Annotated in this window: 19 protein-coding genes; 7 read left to right on the top strand and 12 right to left on the bottom strand. The window is 68.1% G+C overall.

The genetic code is table 11. The features are described 5' to 3' along the window. Nucleotides 1-59 precede the first annotated feature (59 nt). Nucleotides 60-1,142: a magnesium/cobalt transporter CorA gene (gene corA, locus ABIB25_RS02250; protein ID WP_354526761.1), complete on the top strand. Its 1,083-nt coding sequence runs from the start codon at nt 60-62 to the stop codon at nt 1,140-1,142. A gap of 4 nt (nt 1,143-1,146) precedes the next feature. Here the strand turns inward: corA and ABIB25_RS02245 are convergent, their stop codons facing one another. Continuing rightward, nucleotides 1,147-1,671: a YflT domain-containing protein gene (locus tag ABIB25_RS02245; RefSeq protein WP_354526760.1), complete on the bottom strand. Its 525-nt coding sequence runs from the start codon at nt 1,669-1,671 to the stop codon at nt 1,147-1,149. Between the two features lie 64 nt (nt 1,672-1,735). Between ABIB25_RS02245 and ABIB25_RS02240 the strand changes: the two genes are divergently transcribed. Continuing rightward, nucleotides 1,736-2,875, top strand: a complete 1,140-nt coding sequence (locus ABIB25_RS02240; protein ID WP_354526759.1) for an Mrp/NBP35 family ATP-binding protein — start codon at nt 1,736-1,738, stop codon at nt 2,873-2,875. A gap of 26 nt (nt 2,876-2,901) precedes the next feature. Here ABIB25_RS02240 and tatB read toward each other — a convergent pair whose 3' ends face one another. The 4 genes from tatB to sigE form a co-directional block, all read right to left on the bottom strand. After that, nucleotides 2,902-3,531 carry a Sec-independent protein translocase protein TatB gene (gene tatB / locus ABIB25_RS02235; protein ID WP_354526758.1) on the bottom strand — a complete coding sequence of 210 codons (630 nt, stop codon included), beginning with the start codon at nt 3,529-3,531 and terminating at the stop codon, nt 2,902-2,904. 136 nt (nt 3,532-3,667) lie between these two features. Beyond that, complete coding sequence (locus ABIB25_RS02230; RefSeq protein ID WP_354526757.1) at nt 3,668-5,143, bottom strand: S1C family serine protease; 1,476 nt, start codon at nt 5,141-5,143, stop codon at nt 3,668-3,670. A 25-nt stretch (nt 5,144-5,168) separates the two neighbouring features. After that, a complete protein-coding gene (locus ABIB25_RS02225; RefSeq protein WP_354526756.1) occupies nt 5,169-5,696 on the bottom strand; it encodes a zf-HC2 domain-containing protein in 528 nt (175 codons plus the stop codon). Continuing rightward, the gene (gene sigE / locus ABIB25_RS02220) at nt 5,693-6,325 is read right to left on the bottom strand and encodes an RNA polymerase sigma factor SigE (RefSeq protein ID WP_502919732.1); all 633 of its coding nucleotides are present in this window, start codon (nt 6,323-6,325) and stop codon (nt 5,693-5,695) included. Before sigE ends, ABIB25_RS02225 begins: the two co-directional genes overlap by 4 nt. Nucleotides 6,326-6,501: 176 nt before the next feature. Here sigE and ABIB25_RS02215 point away from each other — a divergent pair, with 176 nt between their 5' ends. Further along, complete coding sequence (locus ABIB25_RS02215) at nt 6,502-7,122, top strand: O-methyltransferase (protein ID WP_354526755.1); 621 nt, start codon at nt 6,502-6,504, stop codon at nt 7,120-7,122. Here the strand turns inward: ABIB25_RS02215 and ABIB25_RS02210 are convergent. Continuing rightward, complete coding sequence (locus tag ABIB25_RS02210; RefSeq protein WP_354526754.1) at nt 7,112-7,489, bottom strand: hypothetical protein; 378 nt, start codon at nt 7,487-7,489, stop codon at nt 7,112-7,114. The two genes, ABIB25_RS02215 and ABIB25_RS02210, sit on opposite strands and share 11 nt — an antisense overlap. Before the next feature lie 19 nt (nt 7,490-7,508). Here ABIB25_RS02210 and ABIB25_RS02205 point away from each other — a divergent pair, with 19 nt between their 5' ends. After that, a complete protein-coding gene (locus ABIB25_RS02205; RefSeq protein WP_354526753.1) occupies nt 7,509-7,958 on the top strand; it encodes a D-alanyl-D-alanine carboxypeptidase family protein in 450 nt (149 codons plus the stop codon). A gap of 1 nt (nt 7,959) precedes the next feature. Here ABIB25_RS02205 and glgC read toward each other — a convergent pair whose 3' ends face one another. After that, entirely contained in the window at nt 7,960-9,183 is a 1,224-nt protein-coding gene (glgC, locus tag ABIB25_RS02200; protein WP_354526752.1) for a glucose-1-phosphate adenylyltransferase, read from the bottom strand. A gap of 137 nt (nt 9,184-9,320) precedes the next feature. On the opposite strand from glgC, the gene glgA reads away from it, so the two are divergent. Next, on the top strand, nt 9,321-10,472 hold the full coding sequence (gene glgA / locus ABIB25_RS02195; protein WP_354526981.1) for a glycogen synthase: 1,152 nt from the start codon (nt 9,321-9,323) through the stop codon (nt 10,470-10,472). Between the two features lie 99 nt (nt 10,473-10,571). On the opposite strand, the gene ABIB25_RS02190 is transcribed toward glgA, so the two are convergent. Further along, nucleotides 10,572-10,739: a DUF3117 domain-containing protein gene (locus ABIB25_RS02190; protein ID WP_090479970.1), complete on the bottom strand. Its 168-nt coding sequence runs from the start codon at nt 10,737-10,739 to the stop codon at nt 10,572-10,574. Between the two features lie 229 nt (nt 10,740-10,968). Here ABIB25_RS02190 and ABIB25_RS02185 point away from each other — a divergent pair, with 229 nt between their 5' ends. Then, on the top strand, nt 10,969-11,805 hold the full coding sequence (locus ABIB25_RS02185) for an enoyl-CoA hydratase/isomerase family protein (protein WP_354526751.1): 837 nt from the start codon (nt 10,969-10,971) through the stop codon (nt 11,803-11,805). Nucleotides 11,806-11,838: 33 nt separating this feature from the next. Continuing rightward, the gene (locus ABIB25_RS02180; RefSeq protein ID WP_354526750.1) at nt 11,839-12,252 is read left to right on the top strand and encodes a DUF6191 domain-containing protein; all 414 of its coding nucleotides are present in this window, start codon (nt 11,839-11,841) and stop codon (nt 12,250-12,252) included. Here the strand turns inward: ABIB25_RS02180 and ABIB25_RS02175 are convergent. The 4 genes from ABIB25_RS02175 to folP are packed head-to-tail and all read right to left on the bottom strand — an operon-like array spanning nt 12,235 to nt 14,548. After that, nucleotides 12,235-12,813, bottom strand: coding sequence for a DNA-3-methyladenine glycosylase I (locus ABIB25_RS02175; RefSeq protein WP_354526749.1), 579 nt, complete (start codon nt 12,811-12,813; stop codon nt 12,235-12,237). The genes ABIB25_RS02180 and ABIB25_RS02175 overlap by 18 nt on opposite strands. 10 nt (nt 12,814-12,823) lie before the next feature. Beyond that, nucleotides 12,824-13,303 (bottom strand): SRPBCC family protein, encoded by a 480-nt coding sequence (locus tag ABIB25_RS02170; RefSeq protein ID WP_354526748.1) that lies wholly within the window; start codon nt 13,301-13,303, stop codon nt 12,824-12,826. Further along, nucleotides 13,300-13,698 carry a DivIVA domain-containing protein gene (locus ABIB25_RS02165; RefSeq protein ID WP_354526747.1) on the bottom strand — a complete coding sequence of 133 codons (399 nt, stop codon included), beginning with the start codon at nt 13,696-13,698 and terminating at the stop codon, nt 13,300-13,302. The genes ABIB25_RS02170 and ABIB25_RS02165 overlap by 4 nt, the downstream gene beginning before the upstream one ends. 37 nt (nt 13,699-13,735) lie before the next feature. Continuing rightward, nucleotides 13,736-14,548 carry a dihydropteroate synthase gene (gene folP / locus ABIB25_RS02160; protein ID WP_354526980.1) on the bottom strand — a complete coding sequence of 271 codons (813 nt, stop codon included), beginning with the start codon at nt 14,546-14,548 and terminating at the stop codon, nt 13,736-13,738. Nucleotides 14,549-14,562 lie beyond the last annotated feature (14 nt).

The raw sequence follows: 14,562 nt of genomic DNA, 5'->3' as shown, positions 1-14,562 counted from the left end.
CCGGACAACTGGCACGGGTAGCCTGATCCGGGTTCTGCGCCACGCGAAGGAGGTTCGTCATGCCCGTTCTGCCACCACTGCCGGGGTTCATGACCATCGGCCGCAAGCAGCATTCGATGGTGGTCAGACCGATCAGCAGGGGGCAGGCCCTCGTCGACTGCGGCGCCTACGTCGACGGGCGGCGGGACACGAACTGCTCGGACCCCGTGACTGCGCTGGGCCGCGTGCGGTCGACCGGCGAGGGCTTCGTCTGGGTCGGGTTCCACGAGCCGACCTACGAGGAGATGGCTGCGGTGGCCGAGACGTTCGGGCTGCACGAACTCGCCGTCGAGGATGCCGTCCACGCCTACCAGCGGCCGAAGATGGACAAGTACGGCAAGTACCTGTTCTTCGTCCTGAAGACGGTGAAGTTCCAGGACCATCTGACGGCCCGCAAGCAGGGCGGCGAGGTGGTGTCCAGCGGGGAGATCATGGTCTTCCTCGGCAAGGATTTCATCATCACCGTCCGACACGGCGAGCACTCCGAACTGGCCGGGCTGCGGAGCTCGCTGGAGTCCGACCCCGAGCAGCTCGCGCTGGGACCGGCCGTCGTGATGCACGCGATAGCCGACCGGATCGTCGACGAGTACGTGACGGTGGTGCAGGAGATCGAGGAGGACATCGACGAGATGGAGTCTGCGGTCTTCGACCCGGACGAGTACGTCGACACCGAACAGATCTACCGGCTCAAGCGCGAGATCCTCCGACTGCGGCGAGCGGTGACTCCCCTCGTCGCGCCGCTCCGTGCGCTCTCGAACACTCCGAACGCACTGATTCCGGACGACGTCCGCGAGTACTTCCGGGATGTCGAGGATCACGTCTCCCACGTCGCGGAGCGGATCAGCACCTTCGACGAGATGCTCACCACCCTGGTCTCTGCGGCACTGGCCGAGGTGGCCAACCGGCAGAACCAGGACATGCGCAAGATCTCGGCCTGGGCCGCGATCGCCCTGGTACCAACGGCCATCGCCGGCATCTACGGGATGAACTTCACGCACATGCCCGAACTCAACTGGACCTTCGGCTATCCGATGGCCATCGTCGGGATCATCCTGGTGTGCTCGGTGCTCTACTACGCGCTGCGCCGCAAGCGGTGGCTCTGACCGCTCAGGATTTGGAGCCGAGCTCCATCCGGGCCAGCAGGTTGCGGGCCTGCTCCGCGGTCCGCGGCTGGCACAGCACGTCGTAGCGGCGGGCGACGACCTGCGAGGCAGAGGTGAAGTCCCGCTTGCCCTTCGCCACCGAGTAGCCCAGGTAACCCATGATGGCGCCGAACACTGCACCGATGGCGACCGAGACCAGGATCAGCGCCAGGCCCGCACTGGACTGCCCGTAGAAGCTCATCAGTAGCCCGACGAACAAGCCGAACCAGGCACCGGACGCAGCGCCGGCGCCGGCCAGCTTGCCGGCCGTCAGACGACCGGTGACCCGCTCGACCAGTTGCAGGTCGGTACCGACGATGGTCACGTCCTGGATGGCGAAGTCGTTCTTGGCCAGGTGCTCGATGGCGCCCTGGGCCTGGGCGTAGGTCGGGTACGCGGCCACCGCGAACCCGGTGGGCGGGGTGGGAAGTGCCGGCGCACCGGCGGCCCCGCGGAATCGCATCTGCGGGCTTCCAATGGGCGATGTCATGCATTCATGCTGGCACGGCTAGGTGTGCATCTGATGTGGATACAAGCCCCGTAGCCTCATCTGTATGCCCGGAACCGCCGAAGAACTGACCGCCCTCGTCCGCACCGCCCTGTCGACCGTCAAGGACCCGGAGATCCGGCGCCCCATCACGGATCTGGGCATGGTCGACGCGGTCGAGGTCAGCGCCAACGGCATCGTCGAGCTGACCGTGCTCCTCACCATCGCGGCCTGTCCCCTCCGCGACAAGCTCACCGAGGACGTCACCACCGCGGTCCGGGCCGTCCCCGGCGTCACCGAGGTCAGGCTCACCCTCGGGGTGATGACCGACGAGCAGCGCGGTACCCTCCGGGACAACCTCAAGGGTGGTGCCACCAAGGACATCCCGTTCGCCAGAGCCGAATCCCGGACCAGGGTGTACGCGATCGCCTCCGGAAAGGGCGGCGTCGGCAAGTCGACCGTCACGGTGAACCTGGCCGCCTCGCTGGCCGCCAGGGGCCTGGCCGTCGGCGTGCTGGACGCGGATGTCTACGGCTTCTCCATCCCCCGGATGCTCGGTGTCACCGGCCGGCCGACCCGGATCGGCGAGATGATCCTGCCGCCCGAGGCCCACGGGGTGAAGGTGATCAGCGTCGGCATGTTCGTCGACGGCAACACCCCTGTGGTGTGGCGCGGGCCGATGCTGCACCGTGCGCTGCAGCAGTTCCTCGCCGACGTCTTCTGGGGCGACCTGGACGTGCTGCTGCTCGACCTCCCGCCGGGCACCGGGGACATCGCGATCTCCACCGCCCAGCTGATCCCCACCACCGAGATCCTGGTGGTCACGACCCCGCAGCTCGCCGCCGCCGAGGTGGCCGAGCGGGCCGGCTCGATCGCCCTGCAGACCCGGCAGAAGATCGCCGGAGTGGTGGAGAACATGACGGCCATGACCCTGCCCGACGGCACCGTGCTGGATCTCTTCGGGTCGGGCGGCGGTCAGGTGGTCGCGGACTCGCTGAGCCGCGTGACCGGGGGGACCGTGCCACTCATCGGACAGATCCCGTTGCAGGTCTCCCTGCGGGCGGCCGGCGATGCCGGTGTGCCGCTGGTGATCTCCGATCCGGATTCACCGGCGGCGAAGGCTCTCACCAAGGTCGCAGACGATCTGGCGGCAAGGAACAGGCCACTCGTCGGGGTGTCGCTCGGCATCGCACCGTCCCGCCGCTAGGACCGCCGCCCTCTGCGAGGACCCCGTCAGGTCGCGTCGGCGTCGAAGCTGGTCGGCGCCGCGTGACGGGGCGCGGACACCGGCTCGTTGACATGGATCGCAGGCACCGAATGGGTCGGCACCGGGACTCCGGGGGCCTGGACATCGACACCCCGAGCCTCGGTGACCGGAACCTCAGGGGCCGTGACCTCGGGCAGGCTCGCCTGGGCGATCGTCTCGACCTGGTTGGGCTTCTCGACGCTGACCGGCTTGTCGAAGCTTACCGGTTGGTCGGTGATCAACGGGGTCGCGACTGCCGGTTCCTCCGCCACGCCTGATCCGGTGGTCTCGGCCGCCTGGTTGAGACCGAGGAACCCGCCGATGCCGCCGCTGAACTCCTCGCCGAGGATGTTCTTCTGGATCATGGCTCTCGGGTTCAGGTCCCGCAGCTTGCGGAGATCCTGGATCTCCTTGAGACCCTGCAGCTCCTCCACCTGACGACGGAGCTCGTCGATCTCCGGCCCGAACTCGCCACGAAGCTGCTCCTGCGCTCCAGCTGCCATGGTCCGGACGGTCTTGAGGGTCGAACCGACCCATTTCACCGCTACCGGGATCCGCTCGGGACCGAGGACGAACATTCCGACCGCCAGGATGATGATGATCTCGGGCCACGACATGCCGAACACAGCAGCGGCCTCCGTCCCTGGTCTGGTGAATCCTCGGTGTTTCGCCGAAAGCGTCTGGCGAGCGCTGCCTCAGCTTACCGGCGGCAGCTGCTGGTCCTGATTCGGAGGCGACATGCCTGCCGACTGGTCACTCGGCCGTGAGCACCACAGTCACCCGTAGGGTTTTCCCGGACCTGGTGAGGCTCACCGCTACCGACTCACCGACATCGTGCGACTGCACTGCCACGACCAGTTCGTCAGCGTTCCCGACGGAGCGGTCGCCGACCTTGGTGATCACATCCCCCTCGCGGATGCCGGCCTTCGCCGCCGGGCCGCCGTCCTTGACGTTCTGCACCTGGGCGCCGTCGGTGGTGCCGTCGGTGGCGGACTTCGCGTTGACGCCCATCGTCGAGTGGATCACCTTGCCGTTCCGGATCAGTTCCTGCGCAATGGTCTTGGCGTAGTCGATCGGGATGGCGAACCCGAGTCCGATGGAACCACTGGTGTCGCCACCCAGCGTCCTGATGGCCGAGTTGATGCCGACAACGGCGCCCCCAGCGTTCACCAGCGGGCCACCTGAGTTGCCGGGATTGATCGCGGCATCGGTCTGCAGCGCGTCGATGACGGCGTTCGTGTCCGAGTCACCGCCGGAGAGACGGACCGGACGGTCCTTCGCCGACACGATGCCCGTCGTGACCGTTCCGGCGAGTCCTAGTGGTGACCCGACGGCGATCACCTCGTCACCGACCTGCACGCTGGCCGAATCACCCAGCTGGGCCACCGTCGCGCCGGTCACGGTCGCCTTGACCACGGCCAGATCGGATTCCGGGTCCCGGCCGACGATCGTGGCCGGTACCCGTTTGCCGTCGGAGAAGACCAGGGTGAGCTGGGCCGTGGAGTCGATGGCCGCCAGGGAGACCACGTGGTTGTTGGTCAGCACGTACCCGCGCCCGTCGATCACCACCCCGGACCCGGTGTCGCCGGTGTCGCCGGTCCGCACCTCGACGGACACCACGGACGGGATGACCTGCCGGGCGATGGCGGCGACCGAACCGGCTGGTCGCTGGATCGCCGGCGCGACCGAGGCCACGTTGAACTCGGGATCGGTGGAGACCGCAGGCAGACGGCCGCCGGCCCACACGCCGATCGCGGCGCCCCCGCCGCCGAGCACGACAGCCAGGACGACCAGCACGATGAGTCCGGCCGGACGGATCCGGCGCTCGAACAGCGCCTGCCGCAACGTGAATCGTTCGATCGGAATCTCTTCCGGCGCCTCGACCACCGACTCGGCCAGCGCCGGCTCCCCGAGGCGTACCGGAGCGGAGGGATCACGCCACGGGTCCGATGGTTCGGGTTCTTCGACAGCCGGTGGACCGGCCGGCGGGCGACCGAGGCTCGATCCGTCGCCCGGGGGTCTGCCGAAGGCGTCGGCGAGCATTTCCGGCACGACCTCGCCGGTAGTCAGAGCGGTGTGGCGACCACCAGCGGAATCGGCCGGTGCGGTGCGTGGACCGAACGAGGAGGGAACTCCGTCGGGACGCCCGAATGCGGCGGTCTGCGCCGGGTCGACGGCAGGACGCCAGACGGGACGCGGCGCCAGCCGGGGTGCGGGTGGAGGAGTCATCATCGCCAGGCTACGACACGGCGGATCACCGTGTGGCTCGACTGCTCCGGGCCACCACATTGATCACCGTCGAGTGCGGCGCCGAGGTCGGACTCGGACGGGAGACGGCGGCCGTGTCCTGGCCGATGGGCGCCGACGGGTTCAACGAGGACTGGTCGGCACCGGACGCTGCCACGACTGCGCCGACCGCGATACCTGCCACGAGCGCTCCAGCTCCCATCCGGAATCGGCGTCCACGATGTTGTCCGGAATCTTCCGGCGACCGCCTGGCCCGACCGGAGACGGTGTCCAGCACGACACCGGGTACCGGGCGCGCCGCGGGGACTGCGACCGGGATCGAACGGAGGGACTCGAAGAGCGAACCCGGCATGGTCGGCATCCGGGCCTGGCGCAGGTACTGGGACGCGGCCGTCTGCTCGGCCACGTCCGCCGCGCAGGCACCGCACCGCATGACATGGGCGGCCGCCCGCTGGTACGCCGTCAGGCTCATCTCGCCGTCCGCATACGCCACGATCGCGTCCAACGCCAGATGATCATCGAAGAACGAACTCACGGCATCACCACCTTGGGCAGCAGGGTGTTGCGCAGCGTCCGGTACGTCCCACCCTCGACTCTTGCCTCCCGCCGCCGTTCGATGGACGCGCGAAGCGCCTGCCGACCGCGGTGGATCCTGGACCGGACCGTGCCCAGCTTGACGCCGAGAGTCGCCCCGATCTCCTCGTACGAAAGGCCTTCGACGTCGCACAGCACGACGGCGGCCCGGAACTCCGGCAGCAACTCGTCCAGTGCGGCCTGCAGATCGGGGTCGAGGTTGGCATCCTGGAAAGCCTGCTCCGGCGAGGGTTCCCGACCGGCGATGCGGTCGGTCTCCTCGGGCAGCGACTCCATCCTGATCCGCTGCCGACGACGCACCATGTCCAGGAAGACGTTGGTGGTGATGCGGTGCAACCAACCCTCGAAAGAACCGGGACGGAAGCCGTCGAGCGAACGGAACACCCTGATGAACGTCTCCTGGGTGATGTCCTCGGCGTCATGGGAATTACCGGACAGGCGGTAGGCCAGACGGTAGACACGATCGCCGTGGTCCTTGACGATGTCCTCCCAGGCCGGCGGGGTCCACGTCGCGACATCGGACGCAGCACTCGTTCCGGCTGGACCGCTCGGCGTGGGCAGGATGGTCAGTGGACTCACCTCTTGTGGTTACTGCTCGGAAGATACAACCGTGATTCTGCCGCCGGGCAGTGTGAGCCCCCTGTGAACGCGGTCGGGCGGATCTGTCAAAGCGCGCGTGTCCGGCTCGAACCCATTGCCGAGGGCGGTACGTTCGCCTCCTCAGCAGAACATCCCGGAGGTAGCAGATGAGCTCCAGCAGGTCCTTCGCGGAATTCTTCGTGCCTGAGCACGACGCAGTGCTGACGGCCCGTGGCCGTGCAGCCGATCTCGGCTGCGAACCGATCGGATCGGGGGCCGGTGCCGCGCTGACCTTCCTGGCCGCGGTGCTGTCGGCTCGCGCCGTCGTCGAGATCGGAACCGGGACCGGTGTGAGCGGTCTGCATCTTCTGGCCGGCATGGCCAAGGACGGCGTGCTGACCTCGATCGACATCGAGGCCGAACACCAGCGGGCCGCGAAGGAGGTCTTCACCGTGTTCGGCGTGACGCCGGGCCGCGCCCGGCTGATCAACGGCAGAGGCCTGGAGGTGATGCCCCGGTTGACCGACGGCGCCTACGATCTGGTGCTCGTGGACGCGGATCGGACCGGCTACCCGCAGTACGTGGGCGAAGCGATCAGGCTGCTGCGCACCGGCGGCATTCTCGTCCTGGCCGGCGCCCTGCACGGGGACAAGGTCGCCGACCCGACCCAGCGGGACGCCGAGACGATCGCCGTCCGGGAGGCAGGGCGGATCGTGCGTGACGACGAGACCCTGGTGCCGATGATGACGTCCTTGGGCGACGGTCTGCTCGCCGCGGTCAAGCGTTGAGGATCGAGCTCTTGAGAACGAGACCTGCTGTACTGGTCGGAGCGCTGGCCATGTCGTTGGTCGCCGGTTGCTCCGGCGCACCGACCGCCGGACCGGAGGTCACCGTCACGGTCAGGTCGACCGTCGTCCCCACCACGGCTGCGCCGTCCTCCCAGTCGGTGATCAGCGTTCCGGCAGCCCCGAGCTCGACACCCGCGTCCACCATCGAGGTGTCGTCGACCCTGCCGTCCGCCTCCCGCTCCCCCACACCGCCCACCTCGGCGCCGGTGTCGACGCCCGGTCCGTCCCCGACGCCGAAGACGACGCCGAAGACGACGCCGAAGACGACGCCGTCGAGCCCGAAGACCACCACCGGGACGACCGGCACCTCGGCCGGCGTTTCGCAGGTGTCCGCGGATCCGAACGTCGCCGGACCGGGCGACGGCCCGGCCTGTTCGGTCGATCCCCAGTATTCCGACGAGGCCCCGACCGGACTGCGGGCCGACGTCCGCGCCGGCTGGGTGGCGATCAAGAAATTAGCCGCCTCCAAGAAGGTCACGCTGTGCCTCAATGACGGCAAACGCAGTGCCGCGCAGCAGATTGCCCTGTTCGACGAGTACGTAAAGGACTATGGCGAGGCCAACGCGCGCTTCTACGTCCTGCCGCCCGCAAAGTCCGCGCACGTCAAGGGATATGCCGTCGACGTTCAACCCGCGACGGCCTATCAGTGGCTGCAGGCGACCAAGGGTCGGCAGGGCTGGTGCCGGATGTACGACAACGAACCATGGCACTTCGAGTACTCGACGAGCTATCAGAAGGCCGGTTGCCCGGCCCGGTTGCCCAAACCGATCGGCTGACCTACCGCTGAATGGTGATGCCCTTGCCGACCACGGTGATTCCCGAGGCGGTGACGGTGTAGGCAGCCCGGTCGGCCTCCAGATTGATGCCTACCGTGGCGCCATCGGGGACGATGACGTTCTTGTCCAGGATTGCGTTGCGCACCACGGCATTTCGCCCGATCCGCACACCGGGCATGATCACCGAGCCCTCGACGCTTGCGCCCACCGCGACTCGGACGTTCTCCGAGACGACCGAGCGGCGCACGGTGGCGCCGGAGATGATCGTCCCGGGACCGACCATCGAATCCAGAGCCATGCCGTTCTCGACGAATTTCGCCGGCGGCAGCGTCGGCGGAACCGAAAGAATGGGCCACTTCTGGTTGTAGAGGTTGAAGATGGGGTGGACCGAAACCAGGTCCATGTGGGCGTCGTGATATGCGTCGAGAGTACCGACGTCACGCCAATATCCCTTGTCGCGTTCCTCGGAACCCGGGACCTGGTTGCGATCGAAATCGTAGACGTTCGCGGTACCGCGATCGACGAACATAGGAATGATGTTGGCGCCCATGTCGTGAATCGAGTTCTCGTCGCCGGCGTCGGCCTTGAGCGCCTCGATCAGGGACTTCGTGGTGAAGACATAATTGCCCATGGACGCGTAGGCGACGTCCGGATCGTCTTGCACGGCAGGGGGATCCGCTGGCTTCTCCAGGAATCGGGTGATTCGGTGGCCGGTGTCGTCGGTGTCGATGACGCCGAATGCAGTGGCCTCGTGTCGCGGCACGCGAATGGCCGCCACGGTCGCCTCGGCGCCCGACTCGATGTGGTCCGCGACCATTTGGGACGGGTCCATTCGGTAGACGTGATCGGCTCCGAAAACGACCAGGTATTCGGGATCGTCGTCGTAGACCAGGTTCAGCGACTGCAGAATGGCGTCCGCGCTGCCGGTGTACCAGCGTGGCCCCAGCCGTTGCTGTGCCGGCACCGGTGTCACGTAGTTGCCGAGCATCTGGCTCATCCGCCACGTGGTGGTGATGTGCCGATCGAGGGAATGCGACTTGTACTGCGTCAGTACGCAGATCCGTAGGTACCCCGCATTGACGAGATTGGAGAGGACGAAATCGATCAGGCGGAAGTTTCCGCCGAAGGGCACGGCCGGCTTGGCGCGGTCAGCGGTCAACGGCCAGAGCCGCTTTCCCTCACCACCAGCGAGAACGATGCCGAGAACTCTGGGCTTGAGGACCATGGACGAACCCTATCGGTCCGCAATTCCACTCGCTCGGCGGGATGCCCCGTGCGACCGCTGGATTGACCCGAGCCTGGCCGCTGGATTGACCCGGGCATGGCCGCTAGATTGACCCGGTGGCCCCGACATCGAGCACCCTGAAGACCGCAATCCTCACTCGCGAGTTCCCGCCTGATGTCTACGGCGGTGCGGGTGTCCACGTCGACTACCTGGTGCGCGAGTTGCGCAAGCTGATCGACATCGACGTGCACGCGTTCGGCGCCGACCGTCCCGGCGCCTCGGGGCACCGCCCCGCACCCGATCTGGAGGGGTCCAACGCTGCCCTGTCCACGCTGTCGGTCGATCTCTCCATGGCCGCCGCCTGTGGCAGCGCCGACCTGGTGCATTCGCACACCTGGTACGCCAACATGGCCGGCCACGTGTCGAAACTGCTGTATGGCGTCCCACACGTCGTCACCGCCCACTCCCTCGAGCCACGTCGGCCCTGGAAGGCCGAACAGCTCGGCGGGGGTTACCGGCTCTCCAGCTGGGCGGAGAAGACGGCGTACGAGGCCGCCGACGCCGTCGTAGCCGTCTCCGATGGGATGCGCACCGACATCCTCGACTGCTATCCGGATCTCGACCCGGCGCGGGTCCACGTGATCCGGAACGGGATCGATACGTCGATCTACCGTGCCACCGACGACCGGACCGCACTGACCGCAAAAGGGGTCGACCTCGCTGCGCCGATCGCCTCGTTCGTCGGCCGCATCACGCGGCAGAAGGGCGTCGGACATCTGATCGCGGCCGCCCATCGATTCGACCCGGAAATCCAACTCGTGCTGTGCGCGGGGGCACCGGACACGCCCGAGATCGCGGCCGAGACGGCGGACGCCATCCGCGCGCTGCAGGCCGTCCGGCCGGGTGTCTTCTGGTTCGACGGCATGCTGACCCTCGACGAGGTCCGTCAGGTGCTGACGGCTTCGACGGTGTTCTGCTGCCCCTCGGTGTACGAGCCCCTGGGGATCGTCAACCTCGAGGCGATGGCCTGCGGCGCCCCTGTGGTGGCGAGCGACGTCGGTGGGATTCCCGAGGTGGTGCAGGACGGTGTCACCGGCACGCTGGTCCACTACGACGCGCAGGACGGGACGGGGTTCGAGGCCGCGTTCGCCGCGGCGGTGAATGCGACGGTCGCCGGTCGAGATCGCGCCGCCGCGCAGGGCGAAGCCGGACGGGTGCGGGCGGACTCGCAGTTCTCGTGGACCGCGGTCGCCGAGCAGACGGTGGATCTCTACCGATCATTGCTCTGACCGTCGAGCCCGAGGCACCGGGGCAAAAAAGGCCGCCCGGGTCGTCTGCGCCGAGAGCATCGGTGCAACGGACCCGGGCGGGGGGGTGCGCGGTGGGATCTAGCTGACGACAGCCTTCAGGGCATCTCCGAGCGCTGACGCCTCGTCCGCGGAGATCTCCACGACGAGCCGGCCACCGCCTTCCAGGGGTACCCGCATCACGATGCCGCGGCCCTCCTTGGTCACTTCGAGGGGACCATCCCCGGTGCGGGGCTTCATGGCCGCCATGTACGACTCCCTCCACACTCGATCAGGATGCCTGCTCGCATCCCGTGTGCAACTCATCCGGACCGGACGGTGGTTCCCGTCCGGCGATCGACCCACCGCAGCTTCGTTCACCGGAGTGGCTGTCCTATTCTCCCCCATGTCAGGGGCAGTGCCGACCGCAGGTGCTCAAATGCCGACCACCGACCGTGACGGACCGTCTTTCCGCGATGATTCGACCCAGGAGTCGACGATGACCCTCAGTTCCAGCCCAGCACCCGGCTCTGCCCCCGTTCCGGCCGGGACCGAGCCCCTGCTGATCAGCGACGCGGGCGGTGTCCGGACCCTCACGCTGAATCGTCCGGGCGCCTTCAACTCGTTCGACCTCGCTCTCAAGGACGCACTGCTGACGGCCCTGTCCGCGGCGGCCGCCTCCTCTTCGGTCCGCGCTCTGGTGCTCACCGGAGCCGGTCGGGCGTTCTGCGCCGGACAGGACCTGAAGGAACACCAACGGCTCGTGAAAGCCAGGGATCCGCGGATCGCCACCACGGTCGGCGAGTTCTACAACGTCGCGATCAGCACCATCACGACCATGCGGAAGCCGGTGATCGCGGCTGTCAACGGAGCCGCGGCCGGCGCCGGAGCCGCCTTCGCCTACGCCTGCGACCTCCGGGTGGCCGCCGCGTCGGCCTCGTTCTCGGCGGCCTTCGCGGGCGTGGGTCTGTCAGCGGACTCCGGCGCCAGCTTCACGCTCCCCCGCCTGGTCGGCGCCGGCCGGGCGTCGCGGATGATGTTGCTCGGCGAGCGGGTGGACGCTGCCGAGGCACTGCGGATCGGCTTGGTCGACGAGGTGCTCCCCGACGACGGGTTGATGATCAGGGTGGCAACGCTTGCCGCCGCCCTTGCCGACGGCCCCACCAGCGCCTACGGCTGGATCAAGGCGTCGCTGCACCACGCTGCCACGGCGGATCTCGGATCAGCCCTGGAATTCGAGGGCCGGGCGCAGGCCGAACTCTTCGCCGGTGCCGACCACCTCGAGGCGATCGCTGCCTTCGTCGACAAGCGCCGCCCCAGGTTCGTCGGCAACTGACCTGACGCCGCTCCAGGACGTACGCTGAACGACGTGGGACCACTCGGAGAACTAGGCGCGCTGTTCAATCCCGGCATGCGTCACGAGATCGAGGAACGCCAGTCGAAGGCGAACCGACGCGAGGAAGAGGGCAATGCCAGGGACGGCGATCTGCGAATCGATCTCGCCTCGGGGGTTGCCGTCATCAACGTGCCCGGCAAGTCGGGGACCGGCGCGAAGACTGACGATCCCGAACCGGCCGGGCCGGCTCGGCAGTCTCCCACCGAGTCGGCCGCCGATGCCAGGACGGCCTCGCGGAATGCGGCAGCACAGCGCCGAGCGGCGTCGCGGACCCAGCGGAAGCACTCGGCGCAGGACTCCGGGAGCTCCAGGACCAACGCCGGCGACACCGAGCAGCCCCGGACGGCCCAGGTACCGTCGTCCAAGGCGTCACGCGCCGCGCGCTGACTGCCCGGCCCGCCAACAGCCCGACACGTGGTCGTCGACCATGCCGGTCGCCTGCATCAGGGCGTAGGCAGTCGTCGGCCCCACGAAACGAAATCCCCGTCCCTTGAGGTCCTTCGCCAGCGCAGTCGATTCGGCCGTGATGGCCGGTACCTCGGCCGGCGAGTGCGGCCGGGTGGTGTGGACGGGCGCGAAGGACCACAGCAGGGCATCGAGTCCGCCGTCGAGTTCAAGGGAGATCCGCGCGTTCGACAGCGCCGCGTCGATCTTCTGCCGGTTCCGCACGATCCCGGGGTCGGCCATCAAGCGAAGAGCATCGTGTTCGTCGAAGTCGGCCACTGCAGCGATCCGGAAGCCCGCGAAGGCCGTGCGGAAGGCGGGTCTCTTCCGGAGGATCGTGATCCAGCTCAGGCCCGATTGGAAAGCCTCGAGGCACAGCCGCTCGAAGAGCGCATCGTCACCGCGCAGGACCACGCCCCACTCTTCATCGTGGTAGCGGATGTACTCCGGCGCCGAGGTGGCCCACCCGCACCGGACCTTGCCATCGCGAGCCGGGGTGGTCACGGCCGACCGGTCATCGTGCGACGGTCACCGGAAGGCTACCCTCGACGACTCCCCTGGCCAGTCTCCTGAGCGACTCCGAGAGTCCCCACCGGACCAGGGGTTTGGCGAAGTTCCAGCCGAAACGACCAAGGGCGCCGAGGGGTAGGTCGACTTCCTCGGCCCACGTCACCCGGGCGCCGAGCGGACCGGGTTCGACGCTGAAGATGCCGATGCCTTTGAAGGCGTTGCCGGTGTGGACGGTCTCCCAGCGGTGCGGCGGGTCGAACACGGTCACCGTCATGGTGTCCAGCACCCCGATGCCGGCGATGCCGGTCAGCGCAGCGATCCGGGAGCCGACCTCCGGGACGTCCACCTCGCCTTCGAGAGCGAACAACCTGGTGCCCAGCATCCACCTGTCCTGCGACGGCAGGTCGACCATGGCGGCGAAAACCTGCTCGACCGACGCCTTCACGTCCAGCGTCGCGTGCACCTTGCCCCGGTGGCCCGTCATCGGGACTCCTGCGCAGGGCCGGAAGTGACCTGGCCGCTGACGACCTGTCCGGCCGCCACCATGTCGTCGGCCGACCCTTCGGCGGTCCCCGGCTGCTCCCCCGGACCGGCGAGACCGCGCAACTCCGTGTTCTCCCGACGTAGCTCGTCCAGCTGGTCGCCCAGGCGTTCCAGGGTCCAGTCGACGTCGCTCATCCGGTAGCCGCGCAGCGCAAGTGCGAACCGGATGTTTCGCACGTCTTCCGAGGTCACGTCATGCTCGGGCAGCTCGGCCGGTGACGTCCTCGGATCCAGTGGCGCCATCTGCTCGCCCCGCCCGAAGACGAAAACAGCGAGGAAGAAGATCACCAGGCCGATGACGGCGGCGATGACGAGGTAGAAGAGCACAGTGGTCACACCGTCGATGGTGCCATGCGCCCGGGCCGGTCAGTGATCAGACCATGCCGCGGCGCGGAGCCATCGGAGGTCGGATGCCCCTGATCGAGGCGACCATCTCCAGGACGCGGCGGGTCGGGACCACCTGATGGGCGCGGAAGACGGCCGCGCCGCCCAGCGCGGCCACGGCCGTCGCGGCCAGCGTCCCCTCGAGTCGCTCGTGCAACGTCACCCCGAGGGTCTCGCCGACGAAGTCCTTGTTGGACAGCGCCATCAGGACCGGCCAACCGGTATCGACCAGTTCGTCGGTGCGGCGGATCAGTTCCAGCCCGTGCCAGGTGTTCTTCCCGAAGTCATGCGTCGGGTCGATCAGGATGCCTTCCCTCGGCACACCGGCCGCGACCATGCCCCTGGCGGCGGCAGTCGTTTCCTGGATGACCGAAACCACCACGTCGTCGTAGGCGACCCGGTGTGGGTTGGTGCGGGGCGCTGCTCCGCCGGTGTGCGAGCAGACGATGCCGGCGCCGTAGCGGGCCGCAACCGCGACCAGTCCGGGGTCGGCCCCGGCCCAGGTGTCGTTGATCAGGTCTGCGCCCTCTTCGCAGGCTGCGGCGGCGACCTCGCTCCGCCACGTGTCGACGCTGATGATCAGCTGCGGATGGGCACCTCGCACCTTGGCCACGAACGGCACCACCCTGGCGATTTCCTCGGCGATGTCGACGGTGGCCCCGACTCCGGCCTTCACCCCGCCGATGTCGACCAGATCGGTTCCGTCGGCGACAGCCTGGTCGACGGCCGCCATCGCGGGCCCGTCGTCGAAAGTCGCGCCACCGTCGAAGAAGGAATCCGGTGTGCGGTTGACGATCGCCATCACCGCGGCCCGAT

The sequence above is a fragment of the Nakamurella sp. UYEF19 genome, from assembly GCF_040546275.1.
Classification (GTDB): Bacteria; Actinomycetota; Actinomycetes; order Mycobacteriales; family Nakamurellaceae; genus Nakamurella.
Note: the sequence above shows the minus strand (reverse complement) of the source record. Positions and strands in the feature narration are given on the sequence as shown.

Bases quoted from the DNA above. Each gene is read 5' to 3' on its own strand.
- corA (WP_354526761.1), top strand. From the start codon at position 60: ATGCCCGTTCTGCCACCACTGCCGGGGTTCATGACCATCGGCCGCAAG.
- ABIB25_RS02245 (WP_354526760.1), bottom strand. From the start codon at position 1,671: ATGACATCGCCCATTGGAAGCCCGCAGATGCGATTCCGCGGGGCCGCC.
- ABIB25_RS02240 (WP_354526759.1), top strand. From the start codon at position 1,736: ATGCCCGGAACCGCCGAAGAACTGACCGCCCTCGTCCGCACCGCCCTG.
- tatB (WP_354526758.1), bottom strand. From the start codon at position 3,531: ATGTCGTGGCCCGAGATCATCATCATCCTGGCGGTCGGAATGTTCGTC.
- ABIB25_RS02230 (WP_354526757.1), bottom strand. From the start codon at position 5,143: ATGACTCCTCCACCCGCACCCCGGCTGGCGCCGCGTCCCGTCTGGCGT.
- ABIB25_RS02215 (WP_354526755.1), top strand. From the start codon at position 6,502: ATGAGCTCCAGCAGGTCCTTCGCGGAATTCTTCGTGCCTGAGCACGAC.
- glgC (WP_354526752.1), bottom strand. From the start codon at position 9,183: ATGGTCCTCAAGCCCAGAGTTCTCGGCATCGTTCTCGCTGGTGGTGAG.
- ABIB25_RS02190 (WP_090479970.1), bottom strand. From the start codon at position 10,739: ATGGCGGCCATGAAGCCCCGCACCGGGGATGGTCCCCTCGAAGTGACC.
- ABIB25_RS02185 (WP_354526751.1), top strand. From the start codon at position 10,969: ATGACCCTCAGTTCCAGCCCAGCACCCGGCTCTGCCCCCGTTCCGGCC.
- ABIB25_RS02170 (WP_354526748.1), bottom strand. From the start codon at position 13,303: ATGACGGGCCACCGGGGCAAGGTGCACGCGACGCTGGACGTGAAGGCG.
- folP (WP_354526980.1), bottom strand. From the start codon at position 14,548: ATGGCGATCGTCAACCGCACACCGGATTCCTTCTTCGACGGTGGCGCG.